The 13,275-nt window shown below is 64.0% G+C and carries 12 protein-coding genes; 7 read left to right on the top strand and 5 right to left on the bottom strand.

The window, feature by feature from the left end:
* Positions 1-38: 38 nt before the first annotated feature.
* On the bottom strand, positions 39-899 hold the full coding sequence (locus ACPJXG_RS06145; protein ID WP_225242317.1) for a hypothetical protein: 861 nt from the start codon (positions 897-899) through the stop codon (positions 39-41).
* A 203-nt stretch (positions 900-1,102) separates the two neighbouring features.
* Here ACPJXG_RS06145 and ACPJXG_RS06140 point away from each other — a divergent pair, with 203 nt between their 5' ends.
* The 3 genes from ACPJXG_RS06140 (at position 1,103) to ACPJXG_RS06130 (ending at position 5,333) form a co-directional block, all read left to right on the top strand.
* Entirely contained in the window at positions 1,103-2,176 is a 1,074-nt protein-coding gene (locus tag ACPJXG_RS06140; RefSeq protein ID WP_425253701.1) for a patatin-like phospholipase family protein, read from the top strand.
* A 121-nt stretch (positions 2,177-2,297) separates the two neighbouring features.
* Positions 2,298-4,016 carry a methyl-accepting chemotaxis protein gene (locus ACPJXG_RS06135; RefSeq protein ID WP_425253700.1) on the top strand — a complete coding sequence of 573 codons (1,719 nt, stop codon included), beginning with the start codon at positions 2,298-2,300 and terminating at the stop codon, positions 4,014-4,016.
* Between the two features lie 129 nt (positions 4,017-4,145).
* Positions 4,146-5,333, top strand: a complete 1,188-nt coding sequence (locus ACPJXG_RS06130; protein ID WP_425253699.1) for a tetratricopeptide repeat protein — start codon at positions 4,146-4,148, stop codon at positions 5,331-5,333.
* Between the two features lie 14 nt (positions 5,334-5,347).
* Here ACPJXG_RS06130 and hemW read toward each other — a convergent pair whose 3' ends face one another.
* The 3 genes from hemW to rph form a co-directional block, all read right to left on the bottom strand.
* Positions 5,348-6,622, bottom strand: coding sequence for a radical SAM family heme chaperone HemW (gene hemW, locus ACPJXG_RS06125; protein ID WP_425253698.1), 1,275 nt, complete (start codon positions 6,620-6,622; stop codon positions 5,348-5,350).
* The gene (gene rdgB / locus ACPJXG_RS06120) at positions 6,619-7,203 is read right to left on the bottom strand and encodes an RdgB/HAM1 family non-canonical purine NTP pyrophosphatase (RefSeq protein WP_425253697.1); all 585 of its coding nucleotides are present in this window, start codon (positions 7,201-7,203) and stop codon (positions 6,619-6,621) included. The genes hemW and rdgB overlap by 4 nt, the downstream gene beginning before the upstream one ends.
* 138 nt (positions 7,204-7,341) lie before the next feature.
* The gene (rph, locus tag ACPJXG_RS06115) at positions 7,342-8,070 is read right to left on the bottom strand and encodes a ribonuclease PH (protein ID WP_035821321.1); all 729 of its coding nucleotides are present in this window, start codon (positions 8,068-8,070) and stop codon (positions 7,342-7,344) included.
* 300 nt (positions 8,071-8,370) lie between these two features.
* Between rph and ACPJXG_RS06110 the strand changes: the two genes are divergently transcribed.
* Positions 8,371-9,261: a YicC/YloC family endoribonuclease gene (locus ACPJXG_RS06110; RefSeq protein WP_176390941.1), complete on the top strand. Its 891-nt coding sequence runs from the start codon at positions 8,371-8,373 to the stop codon at positions 9,259-9,261.
* A 14-nt stretch (positions 9,262-9,275) separates the two neighbouring features.
* Here ACPJXG_RS06110 and ACPJXG_RS06105 read toward each other — a convergent pair whose 3' ends face one another.
* Positions 9,276-9,686 carry a DoxX family protein gene (locus ACPJXG_RS06105; RefSeq protein ID WP_425253696.1) on the bottom strand — a complete coding sequence of 137 codons (411 nt, stop codon included), beginning with the start codon at positions 9,684-9,686 and terminating at the stop codon, positions 9,276-9,278.
* Positions 9,687-9,896: 210 nt separating this feature from the next.
* Between ACPJXG_RS06105 and gmk the strand changes: the two genes are divergently transcribed.
* The 3 genes from gmk to ACPJXG_RS06090 all read left to right on the top strand — a co-directional run bounded on the left by gmk (position 9,897) and on the right by ACPJXG_RS06090 (position 13,164).
* Positions 9,897-10,535 carry a guanylate kinase gene (gmk, locus tag ACPJXG_RS06100; protein ID WP_080753685.1) on the top strand — a complete coding sequence of 213 codons (639 nt, stop codon included), beginning with the start codon at positions 9,897-9,899 and terminating at the stop codon, positions 10,533-10,535.
* A gap of 60 nt (positions 10,536-10,595) precedes the next feature.
* Positions 10,596-10,799: a DNA-directed RNA polymerase subunit omega gene (gene rpoZ, locus ACPJXG_RS06095; protein WP_010400723.1), complete on the top strand. Its 204-nt coding sequence runs from the start codon at positions 10,596-10,598 to the stop codon at positions 10,797-10,799.
* Positions 10,800-10,881: 82 nt separating this feature from the next.
* Positions 10,882-13,164, top strand: a complete 2,283-nt coding sequence (locus ACPJXG_RS06090) for a RelA/SpoT family protein (RefSeq protein WP_035821324.1) — start codon at positions 10,882-10,884, stop codon at positions 13,162-13,164.
* Positions 13,165-13,275 lie beyond the last annotated feature (111 nt).

Below are 13,275 nucleotides of genomic sequence, written 5' to 3'. Positions count from 1 at the left end.
GTGCAATGCACGGCGCCGCTTTTTTCATGCCCGCGTGATCAGGAGCAGCGGAAGGTAGCTACGCCCTGGTAATTGGCGCCATTTGCCAGTTGTGCCTTGTAAGCGGCGATCAGCAGGTAGCTGCCAGCGCCGCCGTCGCCCAGCATCAGCTGCGCGCCCAAACCATTCGACAGGTAGCCGCCGGTGAAACTGCTCGACGCGGCCGAAGCCATGGTCGTCGAAGCCGTTACTTTGCCCGTGCTGCCGCCTGCGCTGGCGTCGATGGTCAGCGCTATTTTGGCGCCGGAGGCATCGAAGGACATGCTGGCATTACCGCTGACTGTACCAAAGTGAGCTGTCGACGAGACGCTGCTGCCACCCGTATAGCTTGGCGCCGTGAACGTGCCTGCATCGCAGGAGAACGTGCCGGTCGCTGGCAGTGCGGCGAGCACGTTATAAGCGACGTAATGCGCACTGGCATTGTTGCCGCTCAACGTCGTGGCGCCAGAGCTATTGCTGAATGAGCCCTTGAACCAGCGTCCCTGCGCAAAGCTGGCGTCGCCGCTGATTTCACGCGTCACGGCCGGATTGCCCGTCAGGACGATGCCGCCGATAGTGCTCAAGGCGCCGGAGGCATCCTGTACCAGCAGACCGGCCTTGCCATTACCCTGCAAGCCGATCGACGTAAAGACGTAGCGGCTGTTGTCGCCATTGACGAAACGTGCGCTGACGGTGCCCGTGTTTTCGCCAGTGGCCGCCGGCACGGCGGGAACGACTGGAACGACGGGCGCTACCGGATCGGCAGGCTTGGCCGTATTCACGGCAACCGACGTGTCGGATGGGGAAGACGAACCGCCGCCACCGCAAGCGGCGAGCGAAGCGGCGATCAGGGTCAGAACAAAAGCGTGATTCAATTGCATACGATTCCAATAAAAAAGCAAGACATAAGGAATCCTTGGCTCATGCCAAAAATTCAACGTCCAATATTATGCAACATTTCTCAAAAGAATGGTTGCCTGAAAGAAATTTATTAATACTAACAATGTGACTATAACGAGCGCGACTGCGTCGTGGCGCCACGCTGGCGGTAAAATACCAGGCTACCGGCCGCCAACGACTACTCATGCAATCACCAATCACCATCCGCCTGGGCCGCCGCGCCCGCGCCCGCATTGCCGAAAACGGCTTGCGCGCCAGCGACATCGCCATCGTGCCTGCCGCCGCAGGTGGGCCGAAAGGCTTGATCCTGCATCAGCTCGATTGCTGGCTGTTCGGTGATTTTCTGGCGCAGGCGCCGCGCCCGCGCCACTTCGTCGGCGCCTCGATCGGCGCCTGGCGCATGGCCGCCGCCGTGTTCCCCGACCCGGTGGCCGCGCAGCGCCGCCTGGTGCGCGCATACGTGGGCCAGCGCTATCCCGACAAGCCCGAGGCGGCGCACGTCAGCCGCACCTGCCGCGCCCTGCTCGACGCCGTCCTCGATGGCCAGGATGCGCAGCTGCTGCGGCATGCGCAACACAGCCTGTCGGTGCTGGCCGTGCGCGGCGTCGGCGCGCTGGCGCAGCCGGGAAAATGGCGCGACCGGCGCGGCTTTCTGCTGGCGGCCGCCGGCAACGCCGTGGCGCGCGCGCGCCTGGCCGCCTCGCTGGAACGCGCCGTGTTCCATGCCGGGCCGGATGGCGCCAGCTGGCTGCGCTCGCGCTTCGACGCCTTTCATTCCCACTTCGTGCCGCTGGCGCAAGAGAACCTGCGCGACGCGCTGCTGGCCTCCGGTTCCATCCCGCTGGTACTCGATGCCGTGACGGACATCGCCGGTGCGCCGCCCGGGCGCTACTGGGACGGCGGCCTGGTCGACTACCATTTGCACCTGCCCTACCAGCGCGAACCGGATCTGGTGCTGTACCCGCATTTTGCCGACCATATCGTGCCAGGCTGGCTGGACAAGGCCATGCCCTGGCGCCGCGCGCGCAGCGGCGATAGCGCACTCGACAACATGATCCTCGTCTCGCCCTCGCCCGCCTTCGTGGCCAGCCTGCCGAACGGCAAACTGCCGGACCGGCGCGACTTCCCCCATTACGGGCAAGACCACGCGGCGCGCATGCGCGACTGGCGCCGCGCCATCGCGGAAAGCGAACGCATGGCGGCCGCCTTCGCCCGCTGGGCCGAGCAGCCCGACCTGCGCCAGGCGCTCGACCTGTAGCACGGGCGAGACTGCAACAGGCGCCAAAACAAGCGCGCTTTTCCCTCGCCTATTGGTCACTTATCAGTGCATACTATGTCGCACAGGCAATTAAATCCCCTCTGCGACAGGAGCTCCAACCATGCACGCCCTCTCCCACCTTCGTATCGGCACGCGCCTGGCTGCAGGCTTCGCGCTGGTGCTGCTGCTGTCCGTGATCTCCACCTCGTATGCGCTGTACAGCGCCCACGTGAATGCCGAAGCGACGCGGCAAATGATGGAAAAACCGCTGGCCAAGGAACGCCTCGTATCGGACTGGTACGTGCTGATTTATTCGGCCATCGCGCGCACCTCGATGATCGCCAAAAGCACGGATGAAACCCTGTCCAGCGTGTTTGCCGACACCATCGCCGACAGCACGAAACAGGGCAGCGAACTGCTGAAGAAAATCGAGGCGCTGCTCGACAGCGACGAGGAAAAAGCCATCTTCAAATCGTCCATCGCCGAGCGCGTCAAATACCAGGACGCCAAGACCCTGGTGATGAATGCGCGCAAGGCCGGCGACGCGGCGCAGGCGGAAAGCACCTACCGCGACAGCTTCGCGCCAGCCGCCGCCAAATACCAGAACAACGTCAAGGCCCTGCTGTCGCAGCAGCGCCAGGCCATCGACGCGACGGCACACGCGATCGAGGCGGCCAACGGGCGCAGCTTCACCTTGCTGCTGACCTTGTGCGTGCTGGTGGTGGCGCTGGGCAGCGTCTGCGCCTGGCTGATCACGCGCTCGATCACGCAACCGTTGAAGGCCGCCGTGAAGGTCGCCGAAACGGTGGCCGATGGCGACTTGCGCACGCATTTCGGCGCGCCCGCCAGCGATGAAATCGGCGACCTGATGCGCGCGCTGCACGGCATGAACGAGGCACTGCGCAAGGTGGTGTCGGAAGTGCAGACGGGCACCAATGCGATCGCCACGGCGTCGGGCGAAATCGCCGCCGGCAACCAGGATCTGTCGGCGCGCACGGAGCAGCAAGCCAGTTCGCTGGAAGAGACGGCGTCGTCGATGGAAGAACTGACCAGCACCGTCAAGCAGAATGCGGACAATGCGCGCCAGGCCAACCAGATGGCGGTGGCCGCCTCCGGCGTGGCCGAACGGGGCGGCAGCATCGTCAGCCAGGTGGTCGACACCATGGGCGCCATCGATACGGCATCGACGAAAATCGTCGACATCATCGGCGTCATCGACGGCATCGCCTTCCAGACGAATATCCTGGCATTGAACGCGGCCGTCGAAGCGGCGCGCGCCGGTGAGCAGGGGCGCGGCTTTGCCGTCGTCGCCACGGAAGTGCGCAGCCTGGCGCAGCGCTCGGCCGCGGCGGCGCGCGAAATCAAGACCCTGATCGGCGACTCGGTGGAGCAGGTCAACAACGGCACGCGGCTGGTGCAGCAGGCCGGCAACACCATGGGCGAAGTGGTCGACAGCGTGCGCCGGGTCACCGACATCATGGCCGAAATCACTGCCGCCAGCGCCGAGCAAAGCATGGGCATCGACCAGGTCAACCAAGCCATCGCGCAGATGGACCAGGTGACGCAGCAAAATGCGGCCCTGGTGGAAGAAGCGGCGGCAGCGGCCGAAAGCATGCAGGACCAGGCCGCGCGCCTGGCGCAAGTGGCGGCCGGCTTCCAGCTCGAACACACGGCCGCGGCGGCGCCGGTGCGCACCGCGCGGCCGGCGCCCACCCGGCTGGCCAAGCCGGCGGCCAGGAGCGCCACCGCCAGGCAGCCCGGCATCGCGACCAGGAGCGCGCCTGCCGCGCGCAAGCCCCAGGCGCAGGTGGCTGGCGAGCAGGATTGGGAAGAGTTTTAGGCTGGCAACAGGACCCGTCAAAAGGGTTTGACAGCGCCGTGGCGCGCGAGGATACTGGCTTCAGGTGGCAGGGCGCTCCACCGGCAGCGATACGTGTTGCGCCTGACATCGTTCTGCGGGAGCACGAACATGAAAAGTATCCGCCGCGTCAGCGAACAGCTGCGCCTGGGCTTCCTGTCCCCCTTGCTGCTGTGCGCAGCCCTTGTCGGCTGCGCCACGGCGCCCGCCACGCCACCTCCACCCGACCTGTTCAACGATGCCAGCTTTGCCGCGCCGGCCGTGCCGGTCGACCCGCAGCAGGCGTTTGCCATGAGCGACGCCATGCGGCTTTACGTGCGTGTCGATATCGCGCGCGAGGCGCGCAGCAAGAATCCCCGCCGCGCGCTGGCCGATGCCCTGCGCAACCGGGCCGGGCTGCAGCTGGAATATGATGCCGCCATGACGCGCACGGCGGCGCAGGCGTTCGATGCGCGCAGCGGAAATTGCCTGTCGCTGGTGCTGATGACGGCGGCACTGGCCAAGGAGATGGGGCTGGAAGTACGTTACCAGGTGGTCCTGGGCGAAGAGAGCTGGAGCCGCAGCGGTGACATGTATTTCGTCGCCGGCCACGTCAATCTCGCGCTGGAACGCCGCCCCCTCAGCAATGCGGTCGGCTACGATTCCGATGCCATCCTGCTCATCGACTTCCTGCCCGGCGAAGACCTCGTCGGCCAGCGCACGCAGGAAGTGCGCGAGGCAACCATCGTGGCCATGTACCTCAACAATCGCGCCGCCGAAGCCATGGCCAGCGGCGAACTCGATCAAGCCTACTGGTATGCCCGCGCCGCCATCCTGCAAGACCCCACGTTTGCGGGTTCCTTCAATACCCTGGGTATCATCCAGCTGCGCCACGGCGATACCGAACCGGCGCGGCGCACGCTCGCTTACGCACTGGAACGCTCGCCATCGAACACCGTGCTGCTGTCCAACCTGGCGCAGGCGCTCGACGGCCTGGGACGCGCGGGCGAAGCCCAGCTGCTGCGGCGCAAATTGCTGGCCCTGCAGCCAGAGCCGCCGTTCCACTTTTTCAACCAGGGCCAGCGCGCCATGGAAACGGCCGACTACCAGGAAGCGGCGCGCCTGTTCAAGCGCGAGATCGCGCGCGCCCCCTACTACCATGAATTCCACTTCTGGCTGGCGCAGGCGTATGCGCGCATGGGACAGCTGGCGCAGGCCGGACGCCAGCTGGAACTGGCGATGGACAACAGCACCACGCGCGGCGAGCACGGACTATACGCGGCCAAGCTGCAGCGCCTGCGCGCCGCCAGCGCGCATTAGCGCATCAGGCAGCGTCAGTCTTCCAGGAACATCTGCTGCAGGTCGTTCAGGAAGGACAATCCCAGCGCCGTCGGGCGGATGACCTGGTGGTCGCGGTACAGCAAGCCTTTCGCTTCGGCCGCATTCAGCGGCTGCTCGATGGCGTTGAGGGCCAGGCCCGTGCGCTCAGCGAACAGGTTCGGCGCAAAGCCCTGCGTCAGGCGCAGGGTATTGAGCATGAATTCAAAACCCATTTCCTCGCGCGCCAGTTCGCGCTCTTCCTGCACCGGGTTACCAGCCAGTACCGCGTCCATGTAGGCGCGCGGCTGCTTGTAGCGGGCCTGGCGCAGCACGCGGTGCGGGAACGAAATCTTCGAATGGGCGCCCGCGCCGATGCCCAGGTAGTCGCCGAATTCCCAGTAATTGCGGTTGTGCTTGGCCTGGCGGCCCGGCTGCGCATAGGCCGACACTTCATAACGGCCATAACCGGCCTGCGCCGCGCGCGCGGCCACCATGTCGGCGATGTCGGCGCTCTCGTCGTCATCCGGCAGCACCGGCGGATACTTGGCGAACAAGGTGTTCGGTTCGAGCGTCAGGTGGTACAGCGACAAATGCGGCGGCGCGAACGACAGCGCCGTGTCCAGGTCCTGCCGCGCCTCGGCCAGCGTTTGCGTGGGCAGCGCGTACATCAGGTCGAGATTGAAATTATCAAAGTTGGCGTGCGCCATCTCCACCGCGCGGCGCGCCTCGTTGTCGTCGTGGATGCGTCCCAGCGCCTGCAGATGGCGGCCATTGAAACTCTGGATGCCGATCGACAGCCGGTTGATGCCGCTGGCACGGTAAGACTTGAATTTTTCCGCTTCAAAGGTGCCCGGATTGGCTTCCATGGTGATTTCGCAATCGGGCTCCAGTGGCAGCAGAGTGCGCACGTCCGACATCAACCGGTCCAGGCCCGCCGCCGACATCAGGCTGGGCGTGCCGCCGCCGATGAAAATCGTGTGGATCTTGCGGCCCCAGATCAGCGGCAGCGCCATTTCCAGGTCCAGGCGCAGGGCCGCCAGGTATTCGGCTTCCGGCAAGTCGCCGCGCACCTCGTGCGAATTGAAGTCGCAATACGGGCATTTTTTAACGCACCACGGGAAATGGATGTACAGCGACAGCGGCGGCAGGGCCGTCAGGTTCAGCGCGCCCGGCTGCAGGTATTTCAGGGCCGCTCCGGCCGCGCCGGAAATGCCTTCCTGCGGCGCGGGAGCGGTATTCGGCTTGGCTGCCGACCTGGCAACGGCGCCCACCAGTTTGATCGGGATCATCGCAGCTTTTCCACCAGCGCGCGCAGGGCCTGGCCACGGTGCGACAGCGCGTTCTTTTCATCGGACGTCAGTTCGGCCGCGCATTTGCCCAGCGCGGGAATGAAGAAATGCGGATCGTAGCCGAAGCCGCCGTTGCCACGCGGCGTGGCGATCATCTCGCCATTCCAGCGGCCATCGGCGATCACGGGCTGCGGGTCATCCGCATGGCGCACGTACACCAGCACGCAGTAGTAATAGGCGGACTTGTCGGCATGCGCTTCCAGGTCGGCGATCAGCCTGGCGCTGTTGGCGGCATCCGATTTCGGCTCGCCCGCATAGCGGGCCGAGTACACGCCTGGCGCGCCGCCTAGCGCATTGACGCACACGCCGGAATCGTCGGCCAGCGCCGGCAAGCCGGTCAGGCGCGACGCGTGGCGCGCCTTTTGCAACGCGTTTTCAACGAAGGTGTGAAATGGTTCGTCGCTTTCCGGCACGGCGTACTCGCCCTGGGCGTGGACGGAAAAACCGATGGTCGAGAGCAGCTCGTTGAATTCCTTGAGCTTGCCGGCGTTGTTGGAGGCGAGGATGAGGCGTTGGGTCATGTCAGTAGTCCGGTTGAAGTGCCGACATTGTAAACCTTTTGCGCTCCCCTCACCTTGGCCCGCCGCCGCGCTCAACGGCGGCAAGTGTGGGCTTTTTGCCCGGCGCGGCGGGCAGCGATGTGTAAATCTATGTAAAGATCAGATCCCCAAAGCCTGCTTCTGCAGGGCGATCAAGTCGGCGATGCCGCCCTGTGCCAGATCCAGCAAACGGTTCATGCCGGCGCGGTCGAAAGCGGCGCCTTCGGCCGTGCCCTGCACTTCGATGAAGTGGCCCGCTTCCGTCATCACCACGTTCATGTCCGTGTCGCAGCCCGAGTCTTCCACGTAATCGAGGTCCAGCACCGGCATGCCCTGGTAGACGCCCACCGAGATGGCGGCGACGAAGCTTTTCACGGGAATGGCGGTGATCGCGCCGCGCGCCTGCAGCTGGGAAAACGCGTCATACGCGGCCACCATGGCGCCCGTGATCGAGGCCGTGCGCGTGCCGCCGTCGGCCTGGATGACGTCGCAATCGAGGTGCAGGGTGCGTTCGCCGAAGGCCTGCAAATCAAAGGCGGCGCGCAGCGAGCGGCCGATCAGGCGCTGGATTTCCTGCGTGCGGCCGGACTGCTTGCCGCGCGCCGCTTCGCGGTCCATGCGCGTGTGCGTCGAGCGCGGCAGCATGCCGTACTCGGCCGTCAACCAGCCCTGGCCCTTGCCCTTCAGGAAACCCGGCACCTTGTCTTCGATGCTGGCGGTGCAGATGACCTTGGTGTCGCCGCACTCGATCAGCACCGAGCCTTCGGCATGCTTGGTGTACTGGCGGGTGATGCGGATGGCGCGCAGCGCGTCGACGGCGCGGCCGCTCGGGCGGGATTCAAATGTCATGGGATGTCCTGTGTGATTGGGGTTGCGGCAGCGATTTTACCACCGCGCGCCCGTGTATTTGCAGTCATGCAACAGCGCAGGACGCAATGGCGGGCCGCGCACACATGATCCCTACAATCCTGCCCCGCCAAACACAATTTTCTTTACAATGCCGTAAAACGCACACTATTCAGCAATTTTCAGGCCATCGTGTACTTCGGTCTGTTTTGCGGCGCGGGCGGTATTGCCTGCGCTGGCTGATTAAGTGTATAAGTGACTGTATACAAGACCAAATCGGGGAATCCTTTGAGCATTTCAAGCATGACAGGCTACGCGGTTGCCACCAGCGAAGGTGCTGCAGGCACACTGACAATTGAAATCAAGAGCGTCAACTCGCGCTTTCTCGACCTGCAATTCCGGATCAACGACGATCTGCGGGCCCTGGAGCCTGACTTGCGCGCCGCCGTCATGTCCGCCATCACCCGCGGCAAAGTCGAGGTACGCCTGAGCTTTGGCCGCAAGGCCGCGACGGCCGGTACGCAAGCGCTGAACCTGCCCCTGCTGGCCGAACTGGCGCGCCTGCAAAACGAAGTGGGCCAGCATTTTGTCTCCGCTCCCGTCATGACGGTGGCCGAACTGCTGCGCTGGCCTGGCGTCATCGAAGAAGCGCAAGTGGGACAGGAGTCCCTGCAGGCGGACGTGGGCGCGCTGACCAAGCGTACCGTGGCGGCCTTCGTCGACAGCCGCAAGCGCGAAGGCGCCGCGCTCGAAGCCGTGCTGCTGTCGCGCATCGAAGCGATGGAAGCCATCGTCAAGCGCATCACGCCATTGATACCGCAAGTGGTGGCGGCCTTCCAGCAAAAAGCCATCGAGCGCATGCAGGATGCGCTGGGCCTGGCCAGCCAGGGCTCGAATTCAGCCCTGTCGCGCCAGGACGCCATGGAACGCATCCGCCAGGAAGTGATTTTGTACGGCATCCGCATCGACGTGTCGGAAGAGCTGGCGCGCCTGTCGGCCCACCTGGGCGAAACGCGCCACATCCTCACCAAGGGCGGGCAAGTGGGCAAGCGCCTCGACTTCATGATGCAGGAACTGAACCGCGAAGCCAATACCCTGGGCGCCAAGGCGTCCGTCAAGGAACTGGCCGACGCCTCGATGGACTTGAAGCTGCTGATCGAGCAGATGCGCGAACAGGTGCAGAATCTGGAATAAGCTCCCCTCCCCCTTCAGGCCAGGCGCGCTCCGGCGCGCCCCTTGTCGCTGGCGGCAATGACGACGCAGGCGACAAACAGCACGATGCTGTATTCCACGCCGCCGGCGCCATGCTCGCCCACGAACCAGCCCTTGGCCGCATGCACGATGGCGATGCCGCCGATGCAGATCACCATCAGCCCGGCCGCCGCCCAGCGCGTGTACTTGCCGGCGATGAGCAAACTGCCGCAAACGATTTCGACGACGGTAATCGCCCACACGACGGCCAGGCCGTAGATGAATCCCTTGTCTTCCAGGAAACCGGCAAAGCGGGGAATGGTGCCATTGGCGATGCGCGTGATGGCGTGCGCCATGAACATCACGGCGATGGCCACGCGCAGCAGCAACATGGCCTGGGCGGAACTGATAAACGGGAAATTCTTCATGCGCGCATCCTGTCGGCAAATAGTTATTAAGAAAAAACCATTCCAAATTAAATAACTATTTCCTCGAGATAACAAGCAAAATATGCACAAGCCTGGCGGCAAGGCGCATCGCGGGGCTGGCTCACCGCCTTGCCTCTTGGTAAAATACCGGATTGGGCGGCGCCCATGCAAGCGCACACGCCGCCATCACACGCATATGGAAAGATCCGCATGAGCCACCCTACCGCCTTCTCCGGCAGCCTGTTCGTGGTCGCCGCGCCATCGGGCGCCGGCAAATCGACACTGGTCAATGCATTGCTGGCGCAAGAGCCCGGCATCAAATTGTCGATCTCGACCACCACGCGCGCGCCCCGTCCGGGCGAGCAGCATGGCCGCGAGTATTACTTCACGACGGCGGAAGACTTTGTCGCGCGCGCCGACCAGGGCGAGTTCCTGGAATGGGCGGAAGTGCATGGCAATTACTACGGCACTTCGCGCATCATGGTGGAACAGCAAATGGCCGCCGGCACCGATATCCTGCTGGAAATCGACTGGCAAGGCGCGCGCCAGGTGCGCAAGCAATTTCCCCGCGCGGCCGGCATTTTCATCCTGCCGCCATCGATCGATGCGCTGGAAGAACGCCTGAACAAGCGCGGCCAGGACGAGCCGCACGTGATCACGCGCCGCCTGCTGGCGGCCGGCGGCGAAATCGCACACGCTCCCGAGTTCGAGTATGTTATTATCAATGAAGAGTTTACGGTCGCTTTGTCCGAACTGAGCGCGATCGTGAGAGCGGCCCGTTGCCGGTTTGCGCAACAAGCGGCCCGCAACGCATCGCTATTCGCCCAGCTGGGCCTGCACGCAGAATAATCGTCTCTGCACGCCAGTTCACACAGCGCCCCGCACCACGCACACAATTTAGGAGTTACTATGGCCCGTATCACAATCGAAGATTGCCTGAAGCAGATCCCTAACCGTTTTCAGCTGACCCTGGCTGCGACCTATCGCGCACGTCAGTTGCTGCAAGGCCACACCCCAAAGGTGGAAGCCAAGGACAAGCCTACCGTTGTCGCACTGCGTGAAATCGCTGCCGGTAAAGTCGGCATCGAAATGCTGAAAAAGGTCCCGATGTAAGTGGGAACCCGCGTGCCGGAACAGTGCTGACCCCTGGTTCTACCGTATCCTTTATTCACACTGTGAAGCAACGCGACGTTTTATGAGTCTGACCCCAGCCGACACGACTTCCGCAGCACTGCCGCCCCTGGCCTCGCGCCAGGCGGCAAAACCGCAGGGCGCTTCCGCGCCCGGCGCCGGCACGTCCGGCAGCAACACCCCCGCAGCACCGCCAGCGCCCGCCCTCGGCGTGGCCTCCGTCAGCCATCTGGCCGACAAGCTGGCCGAATACCTGTCTCCCGCCGACCTGAAAAAAGTCAAGGAAGCCTACCGCTTCTCCGACGAAATGCACCTGGGCCAGATGCGCCGCTCGGGCGAGCCGTATATCTCGCACCCGATCGCCGTCGCCGAAATCTGCGCCGACTGGAAGCTCGACGCGCAAGCCATCATGGCCGCCCTGCTGCATGACGTGATGGAAGACCAGGACGTCAAGAAGGATGAATTGATCGAACGCTTCGGCGCGCCGGTGGCGCACCTGGTCGACGGCCTGTCGAAACTGGAAAAGATCGAATTCCAGAGCCAGATCGAAGCGCAGGCGGAAAACTTCCGCAAGATGCTGCTGGCCATGGCGTCCGACGTGCGCGTGATCCTGATCAAGCTGGCCGACCGCCTGCACAATATGCGCACCCTGGACTTCATGACGGCGGCAAAAAAACGCCGCATCGCCAGCGAGACCATGGAAGTGTACGTGCCGATCGCGCATCGCCTCGGCCTGAACAACATCTACCACGAGCTGCAGGACCTGTCGTTCTCGCACCTGTACCCCATGCGCTACCGCACGCTGGCGAAAGCCGTCAAGGCGGCGCGCGGCAACCGGCGCGAAGTGGTCAACAAGATCATGGAAGCGGTGAAAAGCACCTTGTCCATGGCCGAGCTCGAGGCCGACGTCACTGGCCGCGAAAAGACCCTGTACGACATCTATAAAAAGATGCGCAGCAAGCATTTGTCGTTCTCGCAGGTGCTGGACGTGTACGGTTTCCGCGTGGTGGTGGGCAGTTTTGCCGACTGTTACGTGACCCTGGGCACCCTGCACAGCCTGTACAAGCCCATGCCGGGCAAGTTCAAGGATTACATCGCGATCCGCAAGCTGAACGGCTACCAGTCGCTGCACACGACCGTCATCGGCCCGTACGGCACGCCCGTCGAATTCCAGATCCGCACGCAGGAAATGCACCGCACGGCCGAGTCCGGCGTGGCGGCGCACTGGCTGTACAAGAGCGGCGAATCGAACCCGTCCGACTTGCAGCAGCGCACGCATGCGTGGCTGCAATCCTTGCTCGACATCCAGCAGCAGACGGGCGACTCGGCCGAATTCCTCGAACACGTCAAGGTCGACCTGTTCCCCGACTCCGTCTACGTGTTTACGCCGAAGTCGAAGATCATCGCCCTGCCGCGCGGCGCCACGGCCATCGACTTCGCCTATTCGATCCACACGGGCATCGGCGACCAGACCGTGGCCGTCAAGATCAACAACGAAACCTCGCCCCTGCGCACCGAGCTGCACAATGGCGACATCGTCGAAATCATCACCGATTCCTCGTCGCGCCCCAGCCCGACCTGGCTGTCGTTCGTACGCACCGGCAAGGCCCGTTCGGCCATCCGCCACCACTTGCGCACGATCAACCTGCCCGAATCGATCGCCCTGGGCCAGCAATTGCTGTCGCAGGCGTTGCAGACCCTGAACATCGACGCCGACCTGCCAGCGCCATTGGTCGAACGCCTGCTCAACGAGTCGAGCGCCAACTCCATGGACGAGCTGTACGCGGACATCGGCATCGGCAAGCGCATGGCCACCCTGGTGGCGCGCCACATCTTCGGCTTGATCGGCGGCGAAGCGGCCAGCATGCCGGTGGAACACAATAGCGGCAGCGAGCTCGACCCGGTCACCATCTGCGGCAGCGAAGGCGTCTCCGTGCAACTGGCGCCATGCTGCTTGCCGATTCCCGGCGACCAGATCATCGGCCAGCTGCGCCGCGACCAGGGCTTGCTGGTGCACACGAGCGACTGCTCGCAAGCAAAACGCCAGCGCGCCAAGGAACCGGACCGCTGGATCGCCGTGCGCTGGGGAACAGAACTGAACCGCCGCTTCGACTGCCGCATCAAGGTGCTGATCAACAGCGAACGGGGCATCCTGGCCAGAGTCGCCGCCGAAATCGGCGAATCCGACGCCAACATCATCTATGTGGGCATGGACGAAGACAAGGACAACGTCCTCGACCAGTTGCGCTTCACCGTGCAAGTCAAGGACAGGGTCCACCTGGCCGCCCTGCTGCGCAATGTGCGCAGAGTGGCCGGCGTGAATCGCATCCTGCGCGAGCGCAATTAATTTACACAGCAAAAAACTGGGGTCGGACCCGCCGGGGGAATACGTCCCAATGGGACGCACTCCCATCGCGAAGCGACTGACCCCGGCTCTCACGCTTTGCGGGTTCGAACG

Origin of the sequence: Janthinobacterium sp. NFX145, assembly GCF_049810325.1 — a bacterium.
In the GTDB taxonomy this organism is placed as follows: Bacteria; Pseudomonadota; Gammaproteobacteria; order Burkholderiales; family Burkholderiaceae_D; genus Janthinobacterium; species Janthinobacterium rivuli.
The sequence above is the reverse complement of the archived record's forward strand: the minus strand, read 5'-3'. Positions and strand labels throughout refer to the sequence as shown.